The 19,621-nt window shown below is 64.6% G+C and carries 20 protein-coding genes; 14 read left to right on the forward strand and 6 right to left on the reverse strand.

Annotated features, from left to right (window positions below):
* Nucleotides 1-53 precede the first annotated feature (53 nt).
* Nucleotides 54-917 carry a flagellar motor stator protein MotA gene (gene motA / locus H7828_RS05025; RefSeq protein WP_226779913.1) on the forward strand — a complete coding sequence of 288 codons (864 nt, stop codon included), beginning with the start codon at nt 54-56 and terminating at the stop codon, nt 915-917.
* The gene (locus H7828_RS05030) at nt 914-3,106 is read left to right on the forward strand and encodes a hypothetical protein (RefSeq protein ID WP_226779914.1); all 2,193 of its coding nucleotides are present in this window, start codon (nt 914-916) and stop codon (nt 3,104-3,106) included. Before motA ends, H7828_RS05030 begins: the two co-directional genes overlap by 4 nt.
* 437 nt (nt 3,107-3,543) lie before the next feature.
* Here the strand turns inward: H7828_RS05030 and H7828_RS05035 are convergent, their stop codons facing one another.
* On the reverse strand, nt 3,544-3,972 hold the full coding sequence (locus tag H7828_RS05035; RefSeq protein WP_226779915.1) for a pseudoazurin: 429 nt from the start codon (nt 3,970-3,972) through the stop codon (nt 3,544-3,546).
* A gap of 100 nt (nt 3,973-4,072) precedes the next feature.
* Here H7828_RS05035 and H7828_RS05040 point away from each other — a divergent pair, with 100 nt between their 5' ends.
* Nucleotides 4,073-4,768, forward strand: coding sequence for a Crp/Fnr family transcriptional regulator (locus H7828_RS05040; protein ID WP_226779916.1), 696 nt, complete (start codon nt 4,073-4,075; stop codon nt 4,766-4,768).
* On the opposite strand, the gene H7828_RS05045 is transcribed toward H7828_RS05040, so the two are convergent.
* Nucleotides 4,749-4,979 (reverse strand): DUF1858 domain-containing protein, encoded by a 231-nt coding sequence (locus tag H7828_RS05045; protein WP_226779917.1) that lies wholly within the window; start codon nt 4,977-4,979, stop codon nt 4,749-4,751. The genes H7828_RS05040 and H7828_RS05045 overlap by 20 nt on opposite strands.
* A 126-nt stretch (nt 4,980-5,105) precedes the next feature.
* On the opposite strand from H7828_RS05045, the gene H7828_RS05050 reads away from it, so the two are divergent.
* The 8 genes from H7828_RS05050 to hemN are packed head-to-tail and all read left to right on the forward strand — an operon-like array spanning nt 5,106 to nt 12,074.
* Nucleotides 5,106-5,558, forward strand: a complete 453-nt coding sequence (locus H7828_RS05050; protein ID WP_226779918.1) for a c-type cytochrome — start codon at nt 5,106-5,108, stop codon at nt 5,556-5,558.
* 18 nt (nt 5,559-5,576) lie between these two features.
* Nucleotides 5,577-6,920: a cbb3-type cytochrome c oxidase subunit I gene (locus H7828_RS05055; RefSeq protein WP_226779919.1), complete on the forward strand. Its 1,344-nt coding sequence runs from the start codon at nt 5,577-5,579 to the stop codon at nt 6,918-6,920.
* A gap of 3 nt (nt 6,921-6,923) precedes the next feature.
* Nucleotides 6,924-7,718: a CbbQ/NirQ/NorQ/GpvN family protein gene (locus H7828_RS05060; protein WP_226779920.1), complete on the forward strand. Its 795-nt coding sequence runs from the start codon at nt 6,924-6,926 to the stop codon at nt 7,716-7,718.
* A gap of 4 nt (nt 7,719-7,722) precedes the next feature.
* On the forward strand, nt 7,723-9,600 hold the full coding sequence (locus H7828_RS05065) for a nitric oxide reductase activation protein NorD (protein ID WP_226779921.1): 1,878 nt from the start codon (nt 7,723-7,725) through the stop codon (nt 9,598-9,600).
* A 1-nt stretch (nt 9,601) separates the two neighbouring features.
* The gene (locus tag H7828_RS05070) at nt 9,602-9,775 is read left to right on the forward strand and encodes a hypothetical protein (RefSeq protein WP_226779922.1); all 174 of its coding nucleotides are present in this window, start codon (nt 9,602-9,604) and stop codon (nt 9,773-9,775) included.
* Nucleotides 9,772-9,996, forward strand: a complete 225-nt coding sequence (locus tag H7828_RS05075) for an NnrT protein (protein ID WP_226779923.1) — start codon at nt 9,772-9,774, stop codon at nt 9,994-9,996. The genes H7828_RS05070 and H7828_RS05075 overlap by 4 nt, the downstream gene beginning before the upstream one ends.
* Nucleotides 9,993-10,667, forward strand: coding sequence for an NnrU family protein (locus tag H7828_RS05080; RefSeq protein WP_226779924.1), 675 nt, complete (start codon nt 9,993-9,995; stop codon nt 10,665-10,667). Before H7828_RS05075 ends, H7828_RS05080 begins: the two co-directional genes overlap by 4 nt.
* A 51-nt stretch (nt 10,668-10,718) precedes the next feature.
* On the forward strand, nt 10,719-12,074 hold the full coding sequence (hemN, locus tag H7828_RS05085; protein WP_226779925.1) for an oxygen-independent coproporphyrinogen III oxidase: 1,356 nt from the start codon (nt 10,719-10,721) through the stop codon (nt 12,072-12,074).
* Between the two features lie 9 nt (nt 12,075-12,083).
* Here hemN and H7828_RS05090 read toward each other — a convergent pair whose 3' ends face one another.
* Both H7828_RS05090 and nirK read right to left on the reverse strand, forming a co-directional pair.
* Nucleotides 12,084-12,887, reverse strand: a complete 804-nt coding sequence (locus H7828_RS05090; protein WP_226779926.1) for an SUMF1/EgtB/PvdO family nonheme iron enzyme — start codon at nt 12,885-12,887, stop codon at nt 12,084-12,086.
* Nucleotides 12,888-12,992: 105 nt separating this feature from the next.
* Nucleotides 12,993-14,141, reverse strand: a complete 1,149-nt coding sequence (gene nirK, locus H7828_RS05095) for a copper-containing nitrite reductase (RefSeq protein WP_226779927.1) — start codon at nt 14,139-14,141, stop codon at nt 12,993-12,995.
* Nucleotides 14,142-14,326: 185 nt separating this feature from the next.
* Between nirK and H7828_RS05100 the strand changes: the two genes are divergently transcribed.
* Nucleotides 14,327-15,481: an HPP family protein gene (locus H7828_RS05100; protein ID WP_226779928.1), complete on the forward strand. Its 1,155-nt coding sequence runs from the start codon at nt 14,327-14,329 to the stop codon at nt 15,479-15,481.
* On the opposite strand, the gene H7828_RS05105 is transcribed toward H7828_RS05100, so the two are convergent.
* Entirely contained in the window at nt 15,478-16,227 is a 750-nt protein-coding gene (locus tag H7828_RS05105) for a sulfite exporter TauE/SafE family protein (protein ID WP_226779929.1), read from the reverse strand. The genes H7828_RS05100 and H7828_RS05105 overlap by 4 nt on opposite strands.
* Before the next feature lie 87 nt (nt 16,228-16,314).
* Nucleotides 16,315-17,067 carry a GntR family transcriptional regulator gene (locus H7828_RS05110; protein ID WP_342592284.1) on the reverse strand — a complete coding sequence of 251 codons (753 nt, stop codon included), beginning with the start codon at nt 17,065-17,067 and terminating at the stop codon, nt 16,315-16,317.
* A 179-nt stretch (nt 17,068-17,246) separates the two neighbouring features.
* Here H7828_RS05110 and H7828_RS05115 point away from each other — a divergent pair, with 179 nt between their 5' ends.
* Together H7828_RS05115 and H7828_RS05120 are read left to right on the forward strand one after the other, a co-directional pair.
* Nucleotides 17,247-18,305 carry an ABC transporter ATP-binding protein gene (locus tag H7828_RS05115; protein ID WP_226779930.1) on the forward strand — a complete coding sequence of 353 codons (1,059 nt, stop codon included), beginning with the start codon at nt 17,247-17,249 and terminating at the stop codon, nt 18,303-18,305.
* A gap of 43 nt (nt 18,306-18,348) precedes the next feature.
* Nucleotides 18,349-19,587 (forward strand): extracellular solute-binding protein, encoded by a 1,239-nt coding sequence (locus tag H7828_RS05120; protein WP_226779931.1) that lies wholly within the window; start codon nt 18,349-18,351, stop codon nt 19,585-19,587.
* Nucleotides 19,588-19,621: the final 34 nt, after the last annotated feature.

Below are 19,621 nucleotides of genomic sequence, written 5' to 3' on the forward strand. Positions count from 1 at the left end.
ACCTTCACCTGCGATATGAATGCCGTAAAGCTGTTTCTGGAGACTTGATACTCATGCTTGGAATCGTCGGAATCGCGGTCATTTTCATCATGGTTTTCGGCGGATACCTTGCGGCCGGCGGAAAGATGGGAATCATCCTCAAATCCCTTCCTTTCGAACTGTCCATGATCGGCGGTGCGGCGATCGGTGCCTTCCTGCTTTCCAACGATTCCTCGGCAATCAAGAAGACGATCAAGGATCTGAAATTCGTATTCAAGGGGCCGAAATGGAAATCATCCGACTATCGTGATCTCCTGTGTCTCCTTTACGAACTCATCCGCCTCGCAAAGCAGAACCCCGTTCAACTGGAAGAACACATCGAAGCGCCCGACAGCAGCGAGATTTTCGGCCGATACCCCAGGATCGCGAAGGATCACGAGGCGATCGAGCTGATCTGCGATACGCTCAGATCGGCATCGATGAACTACGATGACCCGCATCAGGTGGAAGAAGTGCTGGAAAAACGCATGGAGGCCAATCTGCACCACGCGCTTCATTCCAGTCATGCCCTTCAGACCATGGCAGACGGCCTGCCCGCCCTGGGAATCGTCGCCGCCGTGCTTGGTGTCATCAAGACCATGGGGTCCATCGACCAGCCGCCGGAGATTCTGGGGAAAATGATCGGCGGGGCCCTGGTTGGCACCTTTCTTGGCGTCTTCCTGGCCTACGGGCTTGTCGGCCCCTTCGCGACGAAGCTGAAAGCCGTCGTCGAGGAAGATGCCCACTTCTACCAGCTGATCCGCGAAGTTCTTGTCGCGAACATGTACAACCACACCGCCAATATCTGCATCGAGGTCGGCCGACAGAATACACCGCATCACATGCGCCCCGGCTTTCCCGAGCTTGAAGAAGCCCTGAAAGAGGCAAAGGCGGCATGAAACCCGTGATCTGTCGAACCTTGATCGGCGTGATCGCCTTGATCATGCATTTGGGCGCGCCCATCACCTCGGCTCAGGCCGAAATTCTAAGGGTAAGAACGGCCGAACATGACGGCTTCACGCGCATCGTGGTTGATCTGGCAGACCGGTTTGACTGGAAGATCACCCGATCCGGAAAATCGTTCGGCGTCCGGTTTGCAGATTCAAAAACACGCTTCGATCTTTCGGGTGCCTTTCGCCGGATTTCCGACCGGCGAATAGAAGACATTACAGATGGCGGAAACGGGACGCTTGGTGTTCTCCTGTCCTGTGAGTGCCAGATCAGCACTACGGCACTTCCCAACGATGGCTTGATGATCGACATCCAGGAGGAAGGTCCAACCGCTTCCGATCCCTGGTCAATTACGTCAGGGTCGGTCGCACCGGATCACGCGCGCCCCAGGCCCCGCCCCGGACGTACAGGCGCGATCCTTCCGATCATTCTTCCCGAACAGGAACGGCAATCTCCAGCCAGCTCTGCTGACATTCCTCTCGACGGCGCCGGGAATTCGCTTACCGCCGCGCACCGGTATCTCCTTCTCACCGGCGCTTTTGAACAGATGCGGCGGGCCGAGTTTCAAGGGCTGGTCGACTTCAAGTCTTCAGAGCCGTTGCGGATCAGTAAGCCCGCCGACGATCCGCAGCCCCCGGCCGAAGGTGCCACGATCGCCCCCCCAGATCAGGTCGTCCAAAAACGCGCACCCCAGAGCTATGAAAACATCAGGATCGAAACCCAAGTCGACCTGGATTCGACCGGCACCGACCCATCTGGTTTTCCCATGGGCAGTTCGTTTTGCGGTGACCCGGGGATTGTCGACCCAACCCATTGGTTTGCGGCGACGGACAACCGCCCGGACCTTGCCACACTTTACGCCGACATCACCGACGACCGCGGCAAGCCGGTTCCCGAGGCCTATGCCGCACTTGCGCGGCGGCTCATCTACCTCAGTTTCGGAAAGGAAGCGCTGTTTCTTTTGAAAAGTGGCCCAGAGGAAACCCCTGAGCGGAAACAACTTCTCGAGATGGCCACACTGCTGGAGGGTGGCCCCCTGGATCAACCCTCCTACTTCGGGCCTCAACTGTCCTGCAATTCCGCCGCGTCGCTCTGGGCAATTCTTGCAAACGACGAAATCACCGGGGTCGAGAGCCAGACAATCGATGCCGTGGTCCGTACGATATCGTCCTTCCCCATCCATCTTCGCCGTTTTCTGGGGCCGCGGTTGGCGGAAAGAATGATCGAAATTGGTGAAACGACCGCAGCCCTCGCGATCCGCAATGCGGTTCTTCGCGGCGACACGGCCCCCTCCATTCCGGCGGTCATGCTGGAAGCGAAGCTGCAGCAGGAACAGGAAAACGAGCCGGGCGCACTGCACAACCTGACCAAGGTTTCCGAATCGCGCAGCGAGCTTGCGGCCGAGGCATTTGCGATACTGCTGGAAAATGCTCTGAGAAGCGGTGAAACGATTGCAGCGGCCACCATCGAACAGGCCCAGGCCCTGGAATTTGAGGTGCGGCCTGACGGATCCGCAGGACGGTTGACCGCCGCCATCACCCAGGCATTGACCAGAGGCGGCGACTACACGTCCGCCTTCGAGCGGATCCGAAGGTTTGAAAGGGCTGACGGCGGCACCGAGGGCTTGGCACGCCAAAGATCGCAGGCCCTGACCGCCCTTGCCGAGACGGCTTCGGATGCCGAATTCCTGAACATCGCCATGCGTGAAACCACAGGTCTTGAAGGCACGGACCCTGCAAGGGTTCTGGTGGCAGACCGCCTTGCAAAGCTTGGCTTGCCGGGGCCAGCGCGCAAATCCCTTGGCGCGGGGCGCAGTGTTCCGAGCGATGCGGAACGATATGTGCGGGCAAGAATAGCCCTGCTGGAAGGCGAGCCCGGCATTGCCGAGAGTTACCTGACCGGCTTGGAGACCAAGGAGGCAACCGCTTTACGCGAGGAGATTTCCCGCGAAAGTCTGCATTCAGTTCTGGAAGACGGGGAATCGCAGGAGGTTTCTGAGGTGAAGACCGACGAACCGGATCAATCCAAAATCGATCAGCTTGTCATCGCCCGCAACAAGGCCTTGCTGGAAGAAAGCCGGAAGGCCCGCGATGAGCTGAAGGCGCTCTTGGAAAAGAACGCGGCGAAACTGCCGTGAGTTTGGGGGGCGCGAAACATGCGACGCTTGGGCAATTCAAGATTGGCGCGCGATGCTTTGGCCGAAGGGCCGGTTTGATAAAGGCCACCACGAAGCTTCGGAATGCGTCGGAATTCTCAAATCACCGCCCAGGTTTGAGGCGTCGACAATCGGCCTTCCATCAATCAGAAAGCGGCGACAAGGTGCGTCGCCGCCTCGGCAATCCCCCCCGCCACGAATGTTCCACGTGAAAGGTTCACCGTGAAAACGGTGCCCGCCCATCGGCATCTGACGGGGGCCGTCGCCATCTGCAAATCCTTCATCCCCAGGACTTCGGGAACCGTTGCCGTCGCTGGTGGCGCCGTCTCAATCGACCGCGCCGCAAGATCCTGCTCTCGCAACGAAAAGAGGCGACGCCATTGGCGCCGCCCCCTTTCTGTTCCGTCTTGTCGATCGGATCATTCGACCTTGGCGAACAGGTCTGCCATCCGGCCCTTGGCCTTGCCGCGCTGCTTGACGCCTTCGGCATCGTCCAGGTTCACCGGCTCCCCTACCTGGATCAGGCCGACCATGCCCATGGCATAGTGCGGAGTGCATTTCACGCCATAAAGCCCTTCGGCATCCACGGTCAGTTCGAATTCGGCGTTCAGCTTGGATTTGAAACCATCCACGCCCTCGGGCAGCATGCCTTCGATGTTTTCCACGTTGTGCCCCTTGTCGGCGGGCAGGAAGCGGATCACGTCGCCGGGCGCGGCCTTGACGTAGGCGGGTTCGAACACCATCGCGCCCTCTTCGCCCTTGTTCAGCATCTGAACGTCGTGGGTTTCCGCGCTTGCAACTCCGGCTGCCAGAATCAGGGCTGCGCTCATCATCAGGGTCTTCATCATCGGAATATCCTTTCGTCGTCATCCGGTTGTTTTGTCTGACACCGATGTGGGGTATCCGTCGTCCGGTGACTTTGTTCTGAAACAACCTTCTGGATCTTTCGTGCCAAAGCTTGACGAAACTCTCCTGACCGACCTGCCGCCATTCTCGCGGCTGTCACGGCCCGAGATCCGGGCGATCCTTGACGAAGCGACACCGCGCCGCTTTGACGAGGGAACCGAAATCTTCCGCGAGGGGCAGCCCGCCGAACGGTTCTACCTGCTGCTTGACGGCTACCTGCGGGTCGTGCGCACCACGCCCGCCGGCGACCAGATCATCGTGCTGCATATATCGCCGGGGCAGCTTTTCGGCATCGCCCCCGCCCTGCAGCGTACCAGCTATCCGGCCAGCGCGGTGGCGGCGGCGGAATCGCTGGCCTTGTCCTGGCCCGTGCGGCTCTGGCCCAGCTTCAGCGCGAAATACGAAGGCTTTGCCACCGAAACCTATCGCACCGTGGGCGCGCGGATGGGCGAGATTCAGGAAACCCTGACCGAAATGGCCACCCAGGCGGTGGAAAAGCGGGTCGCGGCGGCCGTCCTACGCATGGTCAACCAGAGCGGGCGCAAGACGGCCGAGGGAATCGAGATCGCCTTTCCCGTCACCCGGCAGAACATATCTGACATGACGGGCACCACGCTGCACACGGTCAGCCGTCTTTTGTCAGCCTGGGAAAAGGACGGAATCGTGCGGTCAACCCGCAAGCATATCGTGGTGACGGCGCCCCACCGCCTGGTCCTGATCAGCGGCGCCGCGGGTTAGCGGGCAGGCCGGCAAGCGCCCGCAGTTCCGCGCGGAAGACCCCTTCGTCAAGGTCGTATTCGCCACAGGCATCGACCACCGCGTGAAACGGCGCGATCGGGCAGCCCGGACACAACATCCGACGGTTCAGGAACGCGGCGGCCGTTTCGGGCCAGTGCGCGAACATCTCTGACAACATCATGTCCGGGTCATCGAAATCGGGGCGTGCCATCTGCTCCTCCCTCAGAACCCCCAGAGTGCCACCAGGTTTCGGCCCGTTCTTTGCGTTTGCACAAACACCGGTGTCGAAGGTCGCGTTAACCCAAGGGCCATCGGAAACTGTCACCGGGGCCGCCACATGTCGGAAATACTTACCAAATCGCGGGCCAGGAACGTGTTCTACGGGGGATCAATCTTCTTCGTTGTCGTGTTCGTGGCCCTGACTGTCCAAAGTCACTACTACATCACCAACAAATCCACCGCCGGGATGGAGCTGACCGACGAGGTCGTCCTGGGCAAGCATGTGTGGGAACGCCACTCCTGCATCAACTGTCATACGCTGCACGGTGAAGGCGCCTATTTCGCCCCCGAACTGGGCAACGTGATGACCCGCTGGGGCGCGATGGACGACCCCGAGCTGGCCTATGAAATCCTGGACGGATGGATGAAGGCCCAGCCCTCGGGCATCGAGGGGCGCCGCCAGATGCCCTATTTCGAGATCACCGACGAGGAAATGCGCGGCCTGGCCGAATTCCTTCGCTGGGCCGACCAGACCGACACCCAGAATTGGCCCCCCAACGACGCGGGCTGAGGCGTCAGGAGAAACAACATGAAATATCAATCTCAAAAAGTGGCCTATGCCTATTTCCTGGTCGCCATGGGCCTGTTCGCCATCCAGGTGATGGGCGGGCTTCTGGCCGGCTGGGTCTATATCTCGCCCAACACCCTTTCGGTGCTGGTTCCGTTCAACGTGATCCGCATGATCCACACCAACGCCCTGATCGTCTGGCTACTGCTGGGGTTCTTCGGCGCGGCCTATTACCTTGTTCCCGAGGAAAGCGAGCGCGAGATCTTCTCGGTCAAGCTGGCCTATCTGCAACTGATCATCCTGGTTGTCGGCACCCTGGGTGCGGTCGGGTCCTACCTGATCGGCATCCACGGCGGGCGCGAGTTCCTGGAACAGCCCCTCTGGGTGAAACTCGGCATCCTGGTGGCGGCGGTGATCTTCCTGGTCAACATCTCGCTGACTGTTCTGGCGGGCAAGAAGACGGCAATCACCAACATCCTTCTGATGGGTCTGTGGCTACTGTCGCTCTTGTGGATCTTCGCCTTCATCAACCCCGACAACCTGAGCCTGGACAAGATGTACTGGTGGTTTGTCGTCCATCTCTGGGTCGAAGCGACCTGGGAACTGGTGATGGCCGCGATCCTCGGCTTCCTGATGCTGAAGCTGACCGGCGTCGATCGCGAGGTGATCGAGAAGTGGCTTTACGTCATCGTCGCCACGGCGCTGTTCTCGGGCATCCTGGGCACCGGTCACCACTTCTTCTGGATCGGCACGCCCTCGTATTGGCAGTGGGTCGGTTCCATCTTTTCGACCTTCGAGGTGGTTCCCTTCTTCGCCATGATGTCCTTTGCCTTCATCATGGTCTGGAAGGGCCGGCGCAACCATCCCAACAAGGCGGCGCTTCTGTGGTCGCTGGGCGCCTCGACCGTGGCCTTCTTCGGCGCGGGTGTCTGGGGGTTCCTGCACACGCTGCACGGGGTGAACTATTACACCCACGGCACGCAGATCACCGCCGCCCATGGCCACCTGTCTTTCTATGGCGCCTATGTCGCGCTGAACCTGGCGATGTTCACCTATGCCATGCCGGTGCTGCGCAACCGTGCGCCCTATAACCAGGTGCTGAACATGGTGTCCTTCTGGCTGATGACGGGGGGCATGGCCTTCATGACCTTCACGCTGACCTTTGCCGGTACGATCCAGACGCATATGCAGCGGATCGTGGGCGACTATTACATGGATGTGCAGGATCAGCTTGGCCTGTTCTACATCATGCGCTTCGGTTCGGGCGTGGCCGTGGTGCTGGGTGCGCTGCTGTTCATCTATTCGATGCTGGTGGTGCGCCGCGAGGTGGTAAAGCCCGGCCCCATCGCGCAACCGGGGGAATAGGCCATGAACGCGATCAGCACCCCCGCCCTGCCGTTCTATGAACCCGTCGCGGATGAATGCGACCTGTTCCAGACGGCCCATGCCAACGGTTTGCCCCTTCTTCTGAAGGGGCCGACCGGCTGCGGCAAGACGCGGTTCGTCGAACACATGGCGGCGCGTCTTGGCCTGCCGCTGTTCACCGTGGCCTGCCATGACGATCTGTCGGCGGCCGATCTGATCGGGCGCTACCTTCTGAAGGGGGGCGAAACCGTCTGGGTCGACGGCCCGCTGACCCGGGCGGTGCGCCAGGGCGGCATCTGCTATCTCGACGAGGTGGTCGAGGCCCGCAAGGACGTGACCGTGGTCCTGCACCCTCTGACCGACGACCGCCGCCGCCTGATCATCGACCGCACCGGCGAGGAACTGGTGGCACCGAAGGATTTCATGGTCGTGGCCAGCTTCAACCCCGGCTATCAGAACATCCTGAAAAAGCTGAAGCCCTCGACGCGGCAACGCTTCGTCTCCATCGGCTTCGATTTTCCGGCGCCCGAGGTGGAAACCGCCGTCGTCGTGGCCGAATCCGGGTTGGACGCAGCACGCGCCGGGGCGCTGGTGCGGCTGGCCGGGCATATCCGCGCGCTGTCGGGGATGGACCTTGAAGAAGGCGTGTCCACCCGCCTGCTGATCTATGCCGCAACCCTTGTGGCCCGGGGCATGAAGGTGGAACGCGCCATCGAGGCGGCAATCGTCGAACCGCTTTCCGATGAACCGGACGTGCAGCAGGCCCTGCGCGACCTGGCCGCCAGCGTCTACGGGTAGGGCCATGATCCATCTGCTTGACCTGATGGAGCCCGAAGAGACGGTGGGCAACCTGTGGCACGACATGGCCACGCGGATGGGGCGTGCCGAAGGTGACGCCAACCGCACCGTCACCTTCGACACCATCCGCCCCAGCGTCGCGGCCCTGTTCCGCGCGCTGGGGGGGCGACCGGGAACCGAGATCGTGGCCGCCCCCGCCGCCACATCGGACCACCGGCCTGACAGGCTGCGCCGGATCGGCACACCGCGCGAAATGGTGCATGTGGCCGACTTCGACGGCGAACGCCTGCGCCTGCCACCGGTGATCGACATTTTCCCGACCCGCGATCTGAACCGGGCCGCCTATCTGTGGCTCGCGGCCATGGCGGCCGCGGTGGAATTTCCGGCCCGCTGCGGCGACCCGCTGGCCGACGACCGCGCCGAGATCGCCGCGCTGGCCCGCGCCGCCGACCGCGCCTGGGCCGCCTGCCCCGGCCTGCGCGGCCCCTACGGCGAATGCTGCCGCCACATCGCCCTGACCCGTCGGCGCAGCGGCCTGCCCCGCTGCGAAGCGGGGGTCGAGCGGCTGATCCTCGATCAGATGAACGGGCTGGCCATGGACGAGGAATGCCTGACCTGCCCCGCCCCGCGCGGATACCGCACCTATGCGCCGGTGCCGATCTGGCTGCGCCTGCGGCCGCGAATTGGCGGAATCGGCACCGATGCCGACAGCGAGGACGGACAGAAGCCGGCCTTCGGCATCGCCACCCGCAAGGACGCAAGGCGCGAAAACCGCGATCAGGCCGACCGGCCCGACAGCTTCATCATCCACCGGTTCGAAACGATCATGTCCTGGGCCGAAAGCCTGAACATCAACCGCATGGTGGATGACGACGACCAGGACAATGCCGCCAAGGCCGCCGAGGACCAGGACCATATTTCCCTGTCCCAGCACCTGAAACGCGCCGCTACTCGGCTGCGGGTGTCGCTGGATCTTTCGCCGCAGGACGCCGAACACGAACGGCTGGCGGGCAGGTTCACCTACCCGGAATGGAACCACCGCACCGCCAGCCACATGCCCGACCACACCCGCGTTCTGGAGGCCGAGGGCGACAGCGCGCAAAGCTATGCGCCCGACCCCCGGCTGGTGGCGCGGGTGCGCCGCCAGTTCGCGCCGCTGCATCCGCGCCGGGTGATCCTGGCGCGGCAGATGGATGGTGACGACCTGGACCTTGACGCACTGATCGCCTCGCGCGTCGATCTGGCGGCGGGGCGCGAAGGCAGCGACCGGGTCTGGCAATCGGCCCGTCCCATGGCGCGCGATCTGTCGGTGGCGATCCTGATGGATTGCTCGCGCTCGACCGAGGCGGTGGTGGGCGAACGTTCGGTGATCGACACCGCCCGCGAATCGCTCTGCGCGCTGGCCACCGGCATCGGAACGGCGGGCGACCGGCTGGCCATCTGGGGATTTTCGTCGCTGCGCCGCGACCGGGTGTTCCTGAAACGGGCCAAGGCCTTTGACGAACCCATGGGCGCCAACGTCACCGCGCGCATCGGCGGCTTCGCCCCCGGCCATTACACCCGCCTTGGCGCCGCCCTGCGCCACGCCAGCGCGCAACTGGCGCAGGAAGGTGCGACACGCAGGCTGCTGCTGGTCATCACCGACGGCAAACCCAACGATCTTGACCATTACGAGGGCATCCACGGTATCGAAGACAGCCGGATGGCCGTGCGCGAGGCCCGCGCCCTGGGCCAGGCGGTGCATGGCGTGATCGTGGATGCCGACGGTCAGGACTGGTTCGCGCGCATCTTCGGGCGGGCGGGGTTCACCCTGCTGCCCGATCCGGCACGCCTTCCCCGCGCGCTTCCCGACATATATCAAACCCTCACGACGGAGTACTGACATGCGCCTTCTGACCGCCCTTTTCGCCCTGCTGCCACTGGCTGCATGGGCAGAACCCTTCGAACGCCCCATCCCGCAATCCCAGACCGAATCGGCCGAGCTTTGGTATCTTGCCGCCTCGATCGCGCTGGTGGTGGCGCTGGGGGCGGTTCAGGTTCTGGTGAACCGCAGATGAAACCGCGCCCTTCGATCCGACTGTTCGCGGCACTTTATCCCTTCGGGGCCGGGGCGGCGGGGGTGAACCTGTTCTTCGCTTCGCTCTTGGGCGGCTGGATCGGCCTGCCGCATCTGACGCCCTGGCAGGCGGCGGCTTGGGGTCTTTTCCTGGGGCTTCCGGCCACATGGGTCTTCGGGTGTCATATCGTGCGGCTGATGCAGCGGGCGGATGGGACATGAACGGTTGGGGCGAATTCACGCTGGCCATGGCGCTGTTCATGGGCAGCCATTTCCTGCCCCGTGTGGGCGGGCTGCGCGACAGGTTGATCGGGGCCTGGGGGCGGCGGATGTATTTCTCGGTCTACGGGCTGCTTTCGCTGGCCCTTCTGGCCTGGATCGTCGTTGCCGCCGGACGGGCGCCCCACGTCGAACTCTGGCCGCAACTGCCCTGGATGCGCTGGGTGCCGAACCTGGCAATGCCGCTGGCCCTTGTCCTGGCCTGCTGTGGCATCGGCATGGCCCAGCCCCACACCCTGGGCGGTTCGCGCAAGCGCGCCTTCGATCCGCAAGCGCCGGGCTTTGCGGCCGTCTGCCGCCACCCGGTGCTGATGGCGCTGGGGCTTTGGGCGTTGTCGCACATGGTGCCCAATGGCGATCTGGCCCATGTGATCCTGTTCGGCGGATTTGCCGCGCTGGCCTTTGGCGCGATGCCGCTGTTTGACCGGCGCGCCCGGCATGACACCGCCCTGCTGGAGGCAACGACGCGCTTTTCGCTCGCGCCGCTCGCTCATCGCGGCTGGCGCCGCGCCAACCGTGGCCTCTTGGGGCGCTGCGCCATGGGTCTTGTCCTGTGGCTGGCGCTTCTGCACCTGCACGCCACGGTGATCGGCGTTTCACCCTTTCCCGTCTGACTTTGATCCTGCGCAAAGTCACCCCGGCGCAGAATCGGCATATCCTGCGCCATGGAACAGATTGACCGCCTCCGCGCCCTCGGGCTTTTCGACGCGCGCGTGCCCCGCTACACCTCCTATCCCACCGCACCGGTGTTTTCCCCGGCCGTCGGATCGGACCACCAGACAACCGCGCTGGCCGCGCTTCCGGCGGATGTGCCGGTATCGGTCTACCTGCACATCCCGTTCTGCGAGCGGCTGTGCTGGTTCTGCGCCTGCCGCACCCAGGGCACGACCACGCTGTCGCCGGTCGAAAGCTATCTCGGCACGCTGGAACAGGAACTTGCGCTGCTGCGCGATGTTCTGCCGCAAGGGTTGCGCATGGGGCGGATGCACTGGGGCGGTGGAACGCCCACCATCCTGCCGCCGCACCTGATCCACCGTCTGGCGCAGGCGGTGAAGGCGGTGATCCCGCCCACCGAGGATTGGGAATTCTCGGTCGAGATCGACCCGACCATGGTGGACCGCGCCAAGATCGACGCGCTGGCCGCCGAGGGCATGAACCGCGCCAGCATCGGCATCCAGGATTTCGACCCCATCGTGCAGGCCGCCATCGGGCGCGCCCAGCCTTTTGACGTCACGCACCAATGCGTCGACGATCTGCGGGCCGCCGGTGTCGGATCGCTGAACACCGACCTGGTCTATGGCCTGCCCCACCAGGACGACGCCCGCATCGCCGACACCGTGGAAAAGGTGCTGAGCCTTGCCCCCGACCGCGTGGCCCTGTTCGGCTATGCCCATGTGCCATGGGTGGCCAAGCGGCAGAAACTGATCGACGAGGCGGTTCTGCCCGACGACATGGCCCGCTATCGCCTGGCCGAACTGGCGGGCGCAAGGTTCCGGGACGCCGGTTTTGCCACCATCGGGATCGACCATTTCGCGCGCGAGGGGGATGAGCTGGAAACCGCCGCGCGCGGGGGTCGGCTGCGGCGCAATTTCCAGGGCTATACCGCCGACACCTGCGCCACGCTGATCGGGCTGGGCGCCTCGTCCATCTCGCGGCTGCCCCAGGGCTATGTGCAGAACGCCGCCGCCACCCCCGCCTATATCCAGCGGATCGAGGCAGGCACGCTGGCCGGGGCGCGGGGTCATGTGATGAGCGCCGATGACCTTCTGCGCGCCCGCGCCATCGAGATGCTGATGTGCGATTTCCGGCTGGACCGCCGCGCGCTGAGGGCCGATCACGGCGATCTTGCCGCAACGCTTGATCCGGTGCTGGCCGGGATCGCCGCGCGCTTCGGCGATCTGGTCACGTTGGATGACGACGCGCTGAGCATCCCCCCCGAGGGCCGCGCCCTGACCCGGATCGTGGCCAGCGCGCTGGATGCCCATGTGCCCGAGGGCGTGCGGTACAGCCGGGCCTCGTAAGGCCCGGCGTCAGCCGCCCCGCACCAGGCGGAACCCCAGGAAATCCGGCGGCAGGCCAACGGCACAGCCGCCGACACCGGCATCGCGGACAAAGTCGATCACGGCCGCCGGGTGAAGCCCCCCGGCAATGCGCACCCCGCAATAGGGTTCGCTGCTGTTGACGCGGCCGTTGTGGGCCAGGGTGCCATTCTCGATGCAGCCATCGGTCCATTCCCACACATTGCCCGCCATGTCGGCCACGCCCTGCGAATTCGTGCCGAATCCGCCCGCCGGGCGCAGCCCATAGGATACCCGGCCGCGCAAAAGTATGCCGCGTTCGTATTGTTCCAGCATCCGTTGCCCCGGATCGCGCAGGTCTTCGGCGGGGGCGGCATCGCCGAACCTTTCGGCGGCGGCCAATTGCCATTCCTCGGCCGAGGGCAGGCGCCAGGTGGTGCCGGTTTCGCGGGACAGCCAGGCGGCATAGGCGGAGGCGTCCTTCCAGTTCACATGGGTCTGGGGCAGGGAGCCGGCCACCTTCACGCCGGGCGCAACGCAGGCGCCGGCCTGCACGCAGGCGTCGTAATCCTGGCCCGTCACCTGATAGGTCATGATGTCGAAGGCCCGCACGGCCACCTTCCGGGTGGGCGGTGTCACCGTCTTGCCGCCCTGCTGGAAACTGCCGATGGGGCGAAAGGTGATCTCGCCCGCCGCAACCGGGGTGGTCTGTGGCGGCGCGCGCCGCGGCTGGGCGGGCGGTTGCAACCAAAGCGCCAGCCCCGCGATGGCGGTCGCGCCCAGGGCCAGGGCAATCAGGGATCTGCGGCGTTGCATGGGTTTCATCCTTCGGGCTGTCACGACAGATGCATTCAAATCAGGTGGGGGCGGCCGGTTTCCCGGCCGCCCCCCTCTCCTCCCTGTGCGCTTCGGCGGTCAGGATCACGGAAGCGCCGTCTTGCCCTCGTAGGCCGAGTTGTACTCGGTCGGAGCCTCGACCTGTTCCATCAGGTCGTTGTTCCATTCACCCTGCACCACCACGTGGGCCGTCGCGCCAAGGTTCACCGCCTCGATCAGGTTGTGGTTCACATAGGCATAGACGCCGGGCTGGCGGAATTCGTACAGCGCCACCCCGCAGGAGCCGCCGGCGATGAACCAGGTCTCAAGGTCCTTCTCGGGCGGGTTGTTGAACTTGCCCCGCTCCCAGACCAGGTCACCATGCCCGCCGATCAGGTGCGGACGGGTATCGCGGTTGGCCTGGCTGTGGATGAACAGCACCTTTTCCCCCTGGTTGGCCAGCAGGGCGCCATCGCCCGTCAGCGCACCGACCTTGCCGTTGAACACGACGTGGCTGGGGATCAGCCCGTTCATGACGTCCAGCGTATCGGGATAGCTTTCGCCCACGTCCTCGAACCGCTTGTAATCGCCGTTTTCGTCCTTCGGGATGTAGAAGTCGTTCTCGCCGATGTAATAGGCCCGGTCATAACGCACCGGATTGCCTTCGGCATCCTTCAGGCCGTCGCGGGGCAGAACCAGGATGGCACCCGACATGCCGCTGACGACGTGCCAGGGGATCATCGGACCGCCCGGTGCACAGTGATAGACGAAGGCGCCGGGGCGCGTCGCCTTGAAGCGCAGCGTGGTCTTTTCGCCGGGGTTCACCAGCGTCAGCGACCCACCGCCGAGCGCACCCGTGGCCGAGTGGAAGTCGATGTTGTGCTGCATCAGGTTCTCGGGCGAGTTGAACAGCGTCAGTTCGACATAATCGCCCTCGTGGACCACCATCAGCGGGCCGGGCACCGATCCGTTGAACGTCATGGCCTGAAGATAGACGCCGTTGTCGACCTCGATCTCCTTTTCCACGATCTGCATCTCGTATTCGATGATGCGGGGGTTGGGGGGTGCGACCTGGTCGTGGATCGGAACCATCGGCGGGCGGATCAGCTTGCCCTTCACCCGCTCAAGCGCCGAAAGATCGACCGGCTCCGCCATGGAGGTGTCCATGATCTCTTCGGCCTTGGCGGCCTTCGCCAATATCGGCAACGCCGCCGCGCCGGCAACGCCCAACAATGCGGCTCTTCTGGTTACCATTTTCCCGTTCCTTCATCTGTATCGGTTTCGTTTGACAGTCAGATAGAGGCCGGGGCGGGCGCGAACGTTGTTCCGCCGCAAGGTTCGCGGCGAATTGCGCGGATTTCGGGCGATTGCAGCCCGGCCCGATCGCGGCTATCCGATGCCCCGGACGCAAGGCAGGAAAGGCCGGTTCACCCGTGACGATGACAGGCCTCAGACACATCCTGCGCGCGCTTGGCCCCGCATCTGCGGGCGCACGCCCCACCGAGGGGCTGCGCGCCGGGCTGGGGGCGCTGATCGGGCTGGGCCTTGCCGGTCTTTTCGTGCTTTCGCCCGCTGTCGACCTGCGGCTGGGGCTCTACCTCATCGCCCCATTCGGGGCCACTTCGGTTCTGGTGTTCGCGGTGCCCAACAGCCCGCTGGCGCAGCCCTGGAACGCCGTGATCGGCAGCACGGTGGCCGCGATCGTCGGTGTCCTGGCCTGTCTTGCGGTGCCCGATCCGGTGTGGCGGGTGGCGCTTGCTGTGGGGCTGTCCATCGCGGTGATGGTGCCGCTGCGCGCGGTCCATCCCCCCGCCGGGGCGGTGGCCATGACCGCAGCCATGAACCCCGAGGCGATCGAGATGCTGGGCTTTCGCTTTGCCCTGGCGCCCGTCGCTGTGGGCACCGTCGCGCTGGTTGTGATCGGCGTGGTCTATGCGCGCCTGACCGGGCGGCACTATCCGTTGCGCCAGTTTGACGATCCCAATGTCCACGGCACCGGCGACCCCGCACCGCCCGAACGCCTGGGCCTGAGCGAGGAGGAACTGACCGGCATCATCGAACGCTATCGCCAGTCCCTGAACCTTGGGGTGGAAGACCTGGCACGGCTGCTGGCCGCGGCCGAAATGCAGGCCGCCAGCCACCGCACCGGCCCCCTGAACGTCGAGGACATCATGTCGCGCGACCTGGTCTGTGTCGGCCCCGATACCCCGCTGGTGGAGATTGCCGATCTGTTCCGCCGGCACGGGTTCACTTCCCTGCCCGTGGTCGAGACCGACGACAGATTCCTGGGCGTGATCTTCCAGCTGCACCTGATCGACCGGGCGCGCGATGATGCCCTGCGCCTGGACCGGCGGTTCGGCACTGCGCTGCGCCGGATGCTGGACCGGCGCCGCGAAAAGCCCCTGCGCGCCGCCGACATCATGGGCGTCGCCATTCCCAGGGTCACGCCGACGACTCCGATCGCCGCCCTGTTGCCGATGATGACGGATGGCGGGTGCGAGGCGGTGCCGGTTCTGACGCAGGGGCGGATCGTCGGCATCGTGTCGCGCACCGATCTGATCGCCGCCCTGGCGCGGCAAAGCCTGACCGCCTAAAGAACGAAGAACAGCACCGTCATGATCGCGCCGATGGCCACGATCCCGGCGCGCAAAAGCTCGGTCCGCCGGATGCGGCGGGCCATATGCGCGCCCAGGTATCCGCCAACCGCCGTTGCCACCGCCAGAACCAGCGCCGAATCCCAGGCGATAAGCCCCGCCAGCGCATAGGTGATGACCGAAACCACCGACAGGATCACCGACAGAAGGTTCTTCAGCCCGTTCATGCCGTGCAGGTTGGTAAAGCCGATCAGCCCCAGCACCGCCAGCAGCATGATCCCCAACCCGCCGTTGAAATAGCCGCCATAGACTGACACGGCAAAGATTGCGGCGCCTGAAACCACCGGCCCGGCCGCCCCGGCCCCGCGCGCCTTGATCCGCGCCAGAAGACGCGGCCCCACGGCAAACAGAACCGTCGCCGCCAGAAGCAGCCATGGCACGATACCCACGAAGGCATCGCCGGGCGTCAGCAGCAACAGGATGGCACCGGCCAGACCACCCGCCACCGCAACCCCGATGATCGCCCCAAGGCTCAGCGCGCCCTCGGCCCGGAATTCGCGCCGGTAGGCCCATGCACTGCCGATATAGCCGGGCAGTGCTGTCAGCGTCGCCGTGGCATTGGCCATCAGCGGCGGCACCCCCAGCCAGACAAGGGCAGGGAAGCTGAGAAAGGTTCCCCCGCCCGCAACGGCGTTCAGGGCGCCAGCCAGAAGGCCCGCAACGGTCAGGACAAGGAAGGACAGCATGGGGTGGCTCCGGCTGGGGGAGGGCAACTTGTGGCACCAAACGGATTGGTCTGCAAATTGGTCCGTGCAGGGCAAGGCGCGCAACACTCAGCTGAGTTCGGCCACCACGTCATAGGCATCGCCCCGATAGAGCGAGCGGACAAGTTCCACCGCCCGCCCGGTTTCAAGATAGGACACCCGCACCACCGAAAGCGCCGCCGCCCCCGGCAGAAGCCCCAGGGATTCGGCATCGCGCGGGGTGACGTTGACAGCCGTGATTCGCTGAACCGCGCGCACCGGACAGACCCCGCGCGCCTGCAACACCTCGTAAAGCGATCCGGTCACCACCTCGGGGTCGGGCAGAAACGCCATGGGCAGCGAGGCCCGTTCGACCGACATGGGGCGCCCGTCGGCCAGCCGCACCCGCGCCAGCCGTGCCACCCGGTCCGACATGGACAGCCCCAGCGACATCATCTCTTCGTTGGTCGGCGCGTGCAGCCCGCGCGCCATCCAGATCGACCCGGTGCTCAGCCCGCGCCGGCGCATGTCCTCGGAAAACGAGGTGAGTTGTTGCAGCGGTTGCAGCCCACGGGGCGGAGGGCGCAAGGCCACATAGGTGCCTGACCCCTGGCGCACCTCAAGTTTTCCCGCCTCGGTCAGATCACCCAGGGCACGGCGCACGGTCACCCGGCTCAGCCCCGTGATCCGGGCCAGATCACGTTCGGGCGGAAGGGGCGCGCCCGGCTCCAGCGCGCCCTCGGCTATCAATTCGGCGATGGCCGTGGCAAGCTGCCGGTAAAGCGGCCCACTGGCCGACCCGCGCGCCATGGCCCGGGCGAATATGGCGTGGTCGTCTGTCAATGGTCCGGCCGCCCGCGTCAGGAATAAAACCAATGTAAGGCCAATAATCCGGAATTGGCAACGCTTTCCCCTGTGGAAACCGTCGAATTCGCGTGTTACCAGCGCCAACAGGTATTGAAATGGTTTGACCGGACCGAATACTTCCTGCTACGCCTGTCCCACAGGGGAGATCACACCACATGGCGAAACTATCGCTCAAGGGCATTCGCAAACAGTTTGGCAACACCGAAGTGCTGCGCGGCATCGACCTTGAGATCGGCGACCGCGAGCTGGTGGTTTTCGTCGGGCCTTCGGGCTGTGGCAAATCCACCCTTCTGCGGCTGATCGCCGGGCTTGACCCGACCTCGGGCGGAACCTTCACCATCGACGGGCGCGAGATGACCCATGTGCCGCCCTCCAAGCGCGGCATCGCCATGGTGTTCCAGTCCTACGCGCTCTACCCGCACATGTCGGTGCGCGAGAACATGACCTTCGGGGTGAAGCTCATGGGTCTGCCCGCCGACGAGATCGAGGCGCGCATCAACGAGGCCGCCGCCATGCTGCGGCTTGAACCGCTGCTTGATCGCAAGCCGCGCGAACTTTCGGGTGGGCAGCGCCAGCGCGTCGCCATCGGCCGCGCCCTTGTGCGCAAGCCCGATGTCTTCCTTCTGGACGAACCCCTGTCCAACCTCGACGCCGCGCTGCGCTCGGATGTGCGGCTGGAAATCGCCAAGCTGCACGAGGAAATCGGCGGCACGATGATCTATGTCACCCACGACCAGGTCGAGGCGATGACCCTGGCCACCCGGATCGTGGTGATGAACGGCGGCGCGGTCGAACAGGTGGGTACCCCCCGCGAACTGTTCGAAACCCCGCGCAACACCTTCGTGGCCACCTTCATCGGTTCGCCGCGCATGACTTTGGTGAAGGCCACGCGCAGCGGCGACAGCTTTGAAATCGCGGGCAGCGGTGCCGTCACCCTGCCCGGCGCCCCCGACAGCGGCGCCGAGGTGACGCTGGGCCTGCGCCCCGATGCCCTGACCGTGACGCCCGACGGCGAAGGCTATGCCGCCGATTTCGTCTATTCCGAATACCTGGGCAACGATGCCTATGTCTATGCGCGGCTGGGCGACGGCACGCTGGTGTCGGCCCGGGTCGATCCGGCCTCTGACAAGCAGGTGACCGGCGGCAAGATCCGCGTCGCCCCGCGCGCCGATGCGCTGCATTTCTTCGATCCCGATTCCGGCCTGAGACTGTAACCGCCCGCGCCGGACCGGCAACCACACCAACAGGAGAGTCATAATGAAAAAAACCTTCACGACTGCCACCCTGGCCATGATCGCGGGCGCAATCGCCGCCCCCGCCCTGGCCCAGGACATCACCTTCTGGAGCTGGCGCCAGGAAGACCGCGCCGTCTATGAAGAGCTGATCGACCAGTTCGAAGCCGAAAACGAAGGCATCAACGTCAGCTTCGAAGCTTTCGAGGCCGCAAGCTATGCCACCGTGCTGTCGACCGCGCTGGCGGGCGACCAGGGGCCCGATGCGATGATGGTGCGCGCCTACGGTGCGTTTGAAACCGTCGCTGCGGGCGGCTACCTGATGCCGCTGGACGCCGAATCCATCCCCGGGCTCGACAGCTTTCCCGCCGCCGCGCTGACTGCGGAAACCCTGCGCGAGGATGGCAAGGTCTATGCCGTGCCCTTCGCCAGCCAGACCATGCTGGTGATCTACAACAAGGACATCTACGACCAGCTTGGCCTGTCGGTGCCCCAGACCAAGGATGAGCTTCTGGCCAATGCCAAGGCCATCGAGGATGCGGGCATGTTCGCCTTTGCCAACGGCACCGCGACCGCCTGGCAGAACGAAACCATCGCCTCGGCGCTGGCGTCTTCCATCGTCGGCCCCGACTTCTATGCCGAAATCTCGGCCGGAACGACGGATTTCAACGATCCGCGCTTCATCGAGGGCATGAAGGCGCTGCAAGAGTACAGCGAGTATTTCCCCGACGGCTTCACCGGGCTTGACTATGCCTCGGCCCAGCAGCTGATCGCTTCGGGCCTGGCCGCCATGTTCGCCGGCGGCTCCTTCGAACTGGCCAACATCCAAAGCCAGAACCCCGACATCAACCTGGGCGTCTTTGCCGCCCCCGGCGTGTCGGCCGACGACCCCAAGCTGGTGGGCGTGTTCTTTGACGGTGGCTATGCCGGCAACGCCAACACCGAACACCCCGAGGCGGTGAAGAAGTTCCTCGCCTTCCTGGCCAGCCAGGAATTCGCACAGCAGTTCGCCAACAAGCTGGGCAACATCAGCCCCGTTCCTGGCGTGACCCTGGAAAACCCGCTGCTGCAGGACGTGGCAACCCTGAACCAAAGCTCGGTTCCCTATATCTTCCTGACCAACTTCCGCTTCCAGGAACCCTCGGGTTCGGTCCTCATCCAGGCCGAGGTCCAGCGGATGCTGGCCGGTGAAAGCGATCCTGCCGCCGTGGGCAAGGCCGTGACCGACGGCATCGCCATCTATCACGAACCCTTCCAGAAATAAGACCCGGTGCCGGGCGCCCGATGGGGCGCCCGGC

It is taken from the genome of Oceaniglobus trochenteri (genome assembly GCF_020529025.1).
GTDB classification, from domain to species: domain Bacteria; phylum Pseudomonadota; class Alphaproteobacteria; order Rhodobacterales; family Rhodobacteraceae; genus Oceaniglobus; species Oceaniglobus trochenteri.

What these genes read in the sequence shown, in the direction of transcription:
- motA (WP_226779913.1), top strand. Translation starts at nt 54, where the DNA reads ATGCTTGGAATCGTCGGAATCGCGGTCATTTTCATCATGGTTTTCGGC.
- H7828_RS05030 (WP_226779914.1), top strand. Translation starts at nt 914, where the DNA reads ATGAAACCCGTGATCTGTCGAACCTTGATCGGCGTGATCGCCTTGATC.
- H7828_RS05035 (WP_226779915.1), bottom strand. Translation starts at nt 3,972, where the DNA reads ATGATGAAGACCCTGATGATGAGCGCAGCCCTGATTCTGGCAGCCGGA.
- H7828_RS05045 (WP_226779917.1), bottom strand. Translation starts at nt 4,979, where the DNA reads ATGGCACGCCCCGATTTCGATGACCCGGACATGATGTTGTCAGAGATG.
- H7828_RS05050 (WP_226779918.1), top strand. Translation starts at nt 5,106, where the DNA reads ATGTCGGAAATACTTACCAAATCGCGGGCCAGGAACGTGTTCTACGGG.
- H7828_RS05055 (WP_226779919.1), top strand. Translation starts at nt 5,577, where the DNA reads ATGAAATATCAATCTCAAAAAGTGGCCTATGCCTATTTCCTGGTCGCC.
- H7828_RS05060 (WP_226779920.1), top strand. Translation starts at nt 6,924, where the DNA reads ATGAACGCGATCAGCACCCCCGCCCTGCCGTTCTATGAACCCGTCGCG.
- H7828_RS05065 (WP_226779921.1), top strand. Translation starts at nt 7,723, where the DNA reads ATGATCCATCTGCTTGACCTGATGGAGCCCGAAGAGACGGTGGGCAAC.
- H7828_RS05070 (WP_226779922.1), top strand. Translation starts at nt 9,602, where the DNA reads ATGCGCCTTCTGACCGCCCTTTTCGCCCTGCTGCCACTGGCTGCATGG.
- H7828_RS05075 (WP_226779923.1), top strand. Translation starts at nt 9,772, where the DNA reads ATGAAACCGCGCCCTTCGATCCGACTGTTCGCGGCACTTTATCCCTTC.
- H7828_RS05080 (WP_226779924.1), top strand. Translation starts at nt 9,993, where the DNA reads ATGAACGGTTGGGGCGAATTCACGCTGGCCATGGCGCTGTTCATGGGC.
- hemN (WP_226779925.1), top strand. Translation starts at nt 10,719, where the DNA reads ATGGAACAGATTGACCGCCTCCGCGCCCTCGGGCTTTTCGACGCGCGC.
- H7828_RS05090 (WP_226779926.1), bottom strand. Translation starts at nt 12,887, where the DNA reads ATGCAACGCCGCAGATCCCTGATTGCCCTGGCCCTGGGCGCGACCGCC.
- nirK (WP_226779927.1), bottom strand. Translation starts at nt 14,141, where the DNA reads ATGGTAACCAGAAGAGCCGCATTGTTGGGCGTTGCCGGCGCGGCGGCG.
- H7828_RS05100 (WP_226779928.1), top strand. Translation starts at nt 14,327, where the DNA reads ATGACAGGCCTCAGACACATCCTGCGCGCGCTTGGCCCCGCATCTGCG.
- H7828_RS05105 (WP_226779929.1), bottom strand. Translation starts at nt 16,227, where the DNA reads ATGCTGTCCTTCCTTGTCCTGACCGTTGCGGGCCTTCTGGCTGGCGCC.
- H7828_RS05115 (WP_226779930.1), top strand. Translation starts at nt 17,247, where the DNA reads ATGGCGAAACTATCGCTCAAGGGCATTCGCAAACAGTTTGGCAACACC.
- H7828_RS05120 (WP_226779931.1), top strand. Translation starts at nt 18,349, where the DNA reads ATGAAAAAAACCTTCACGACTGCCACCCTGGCCATGATCGCGGGCGCA.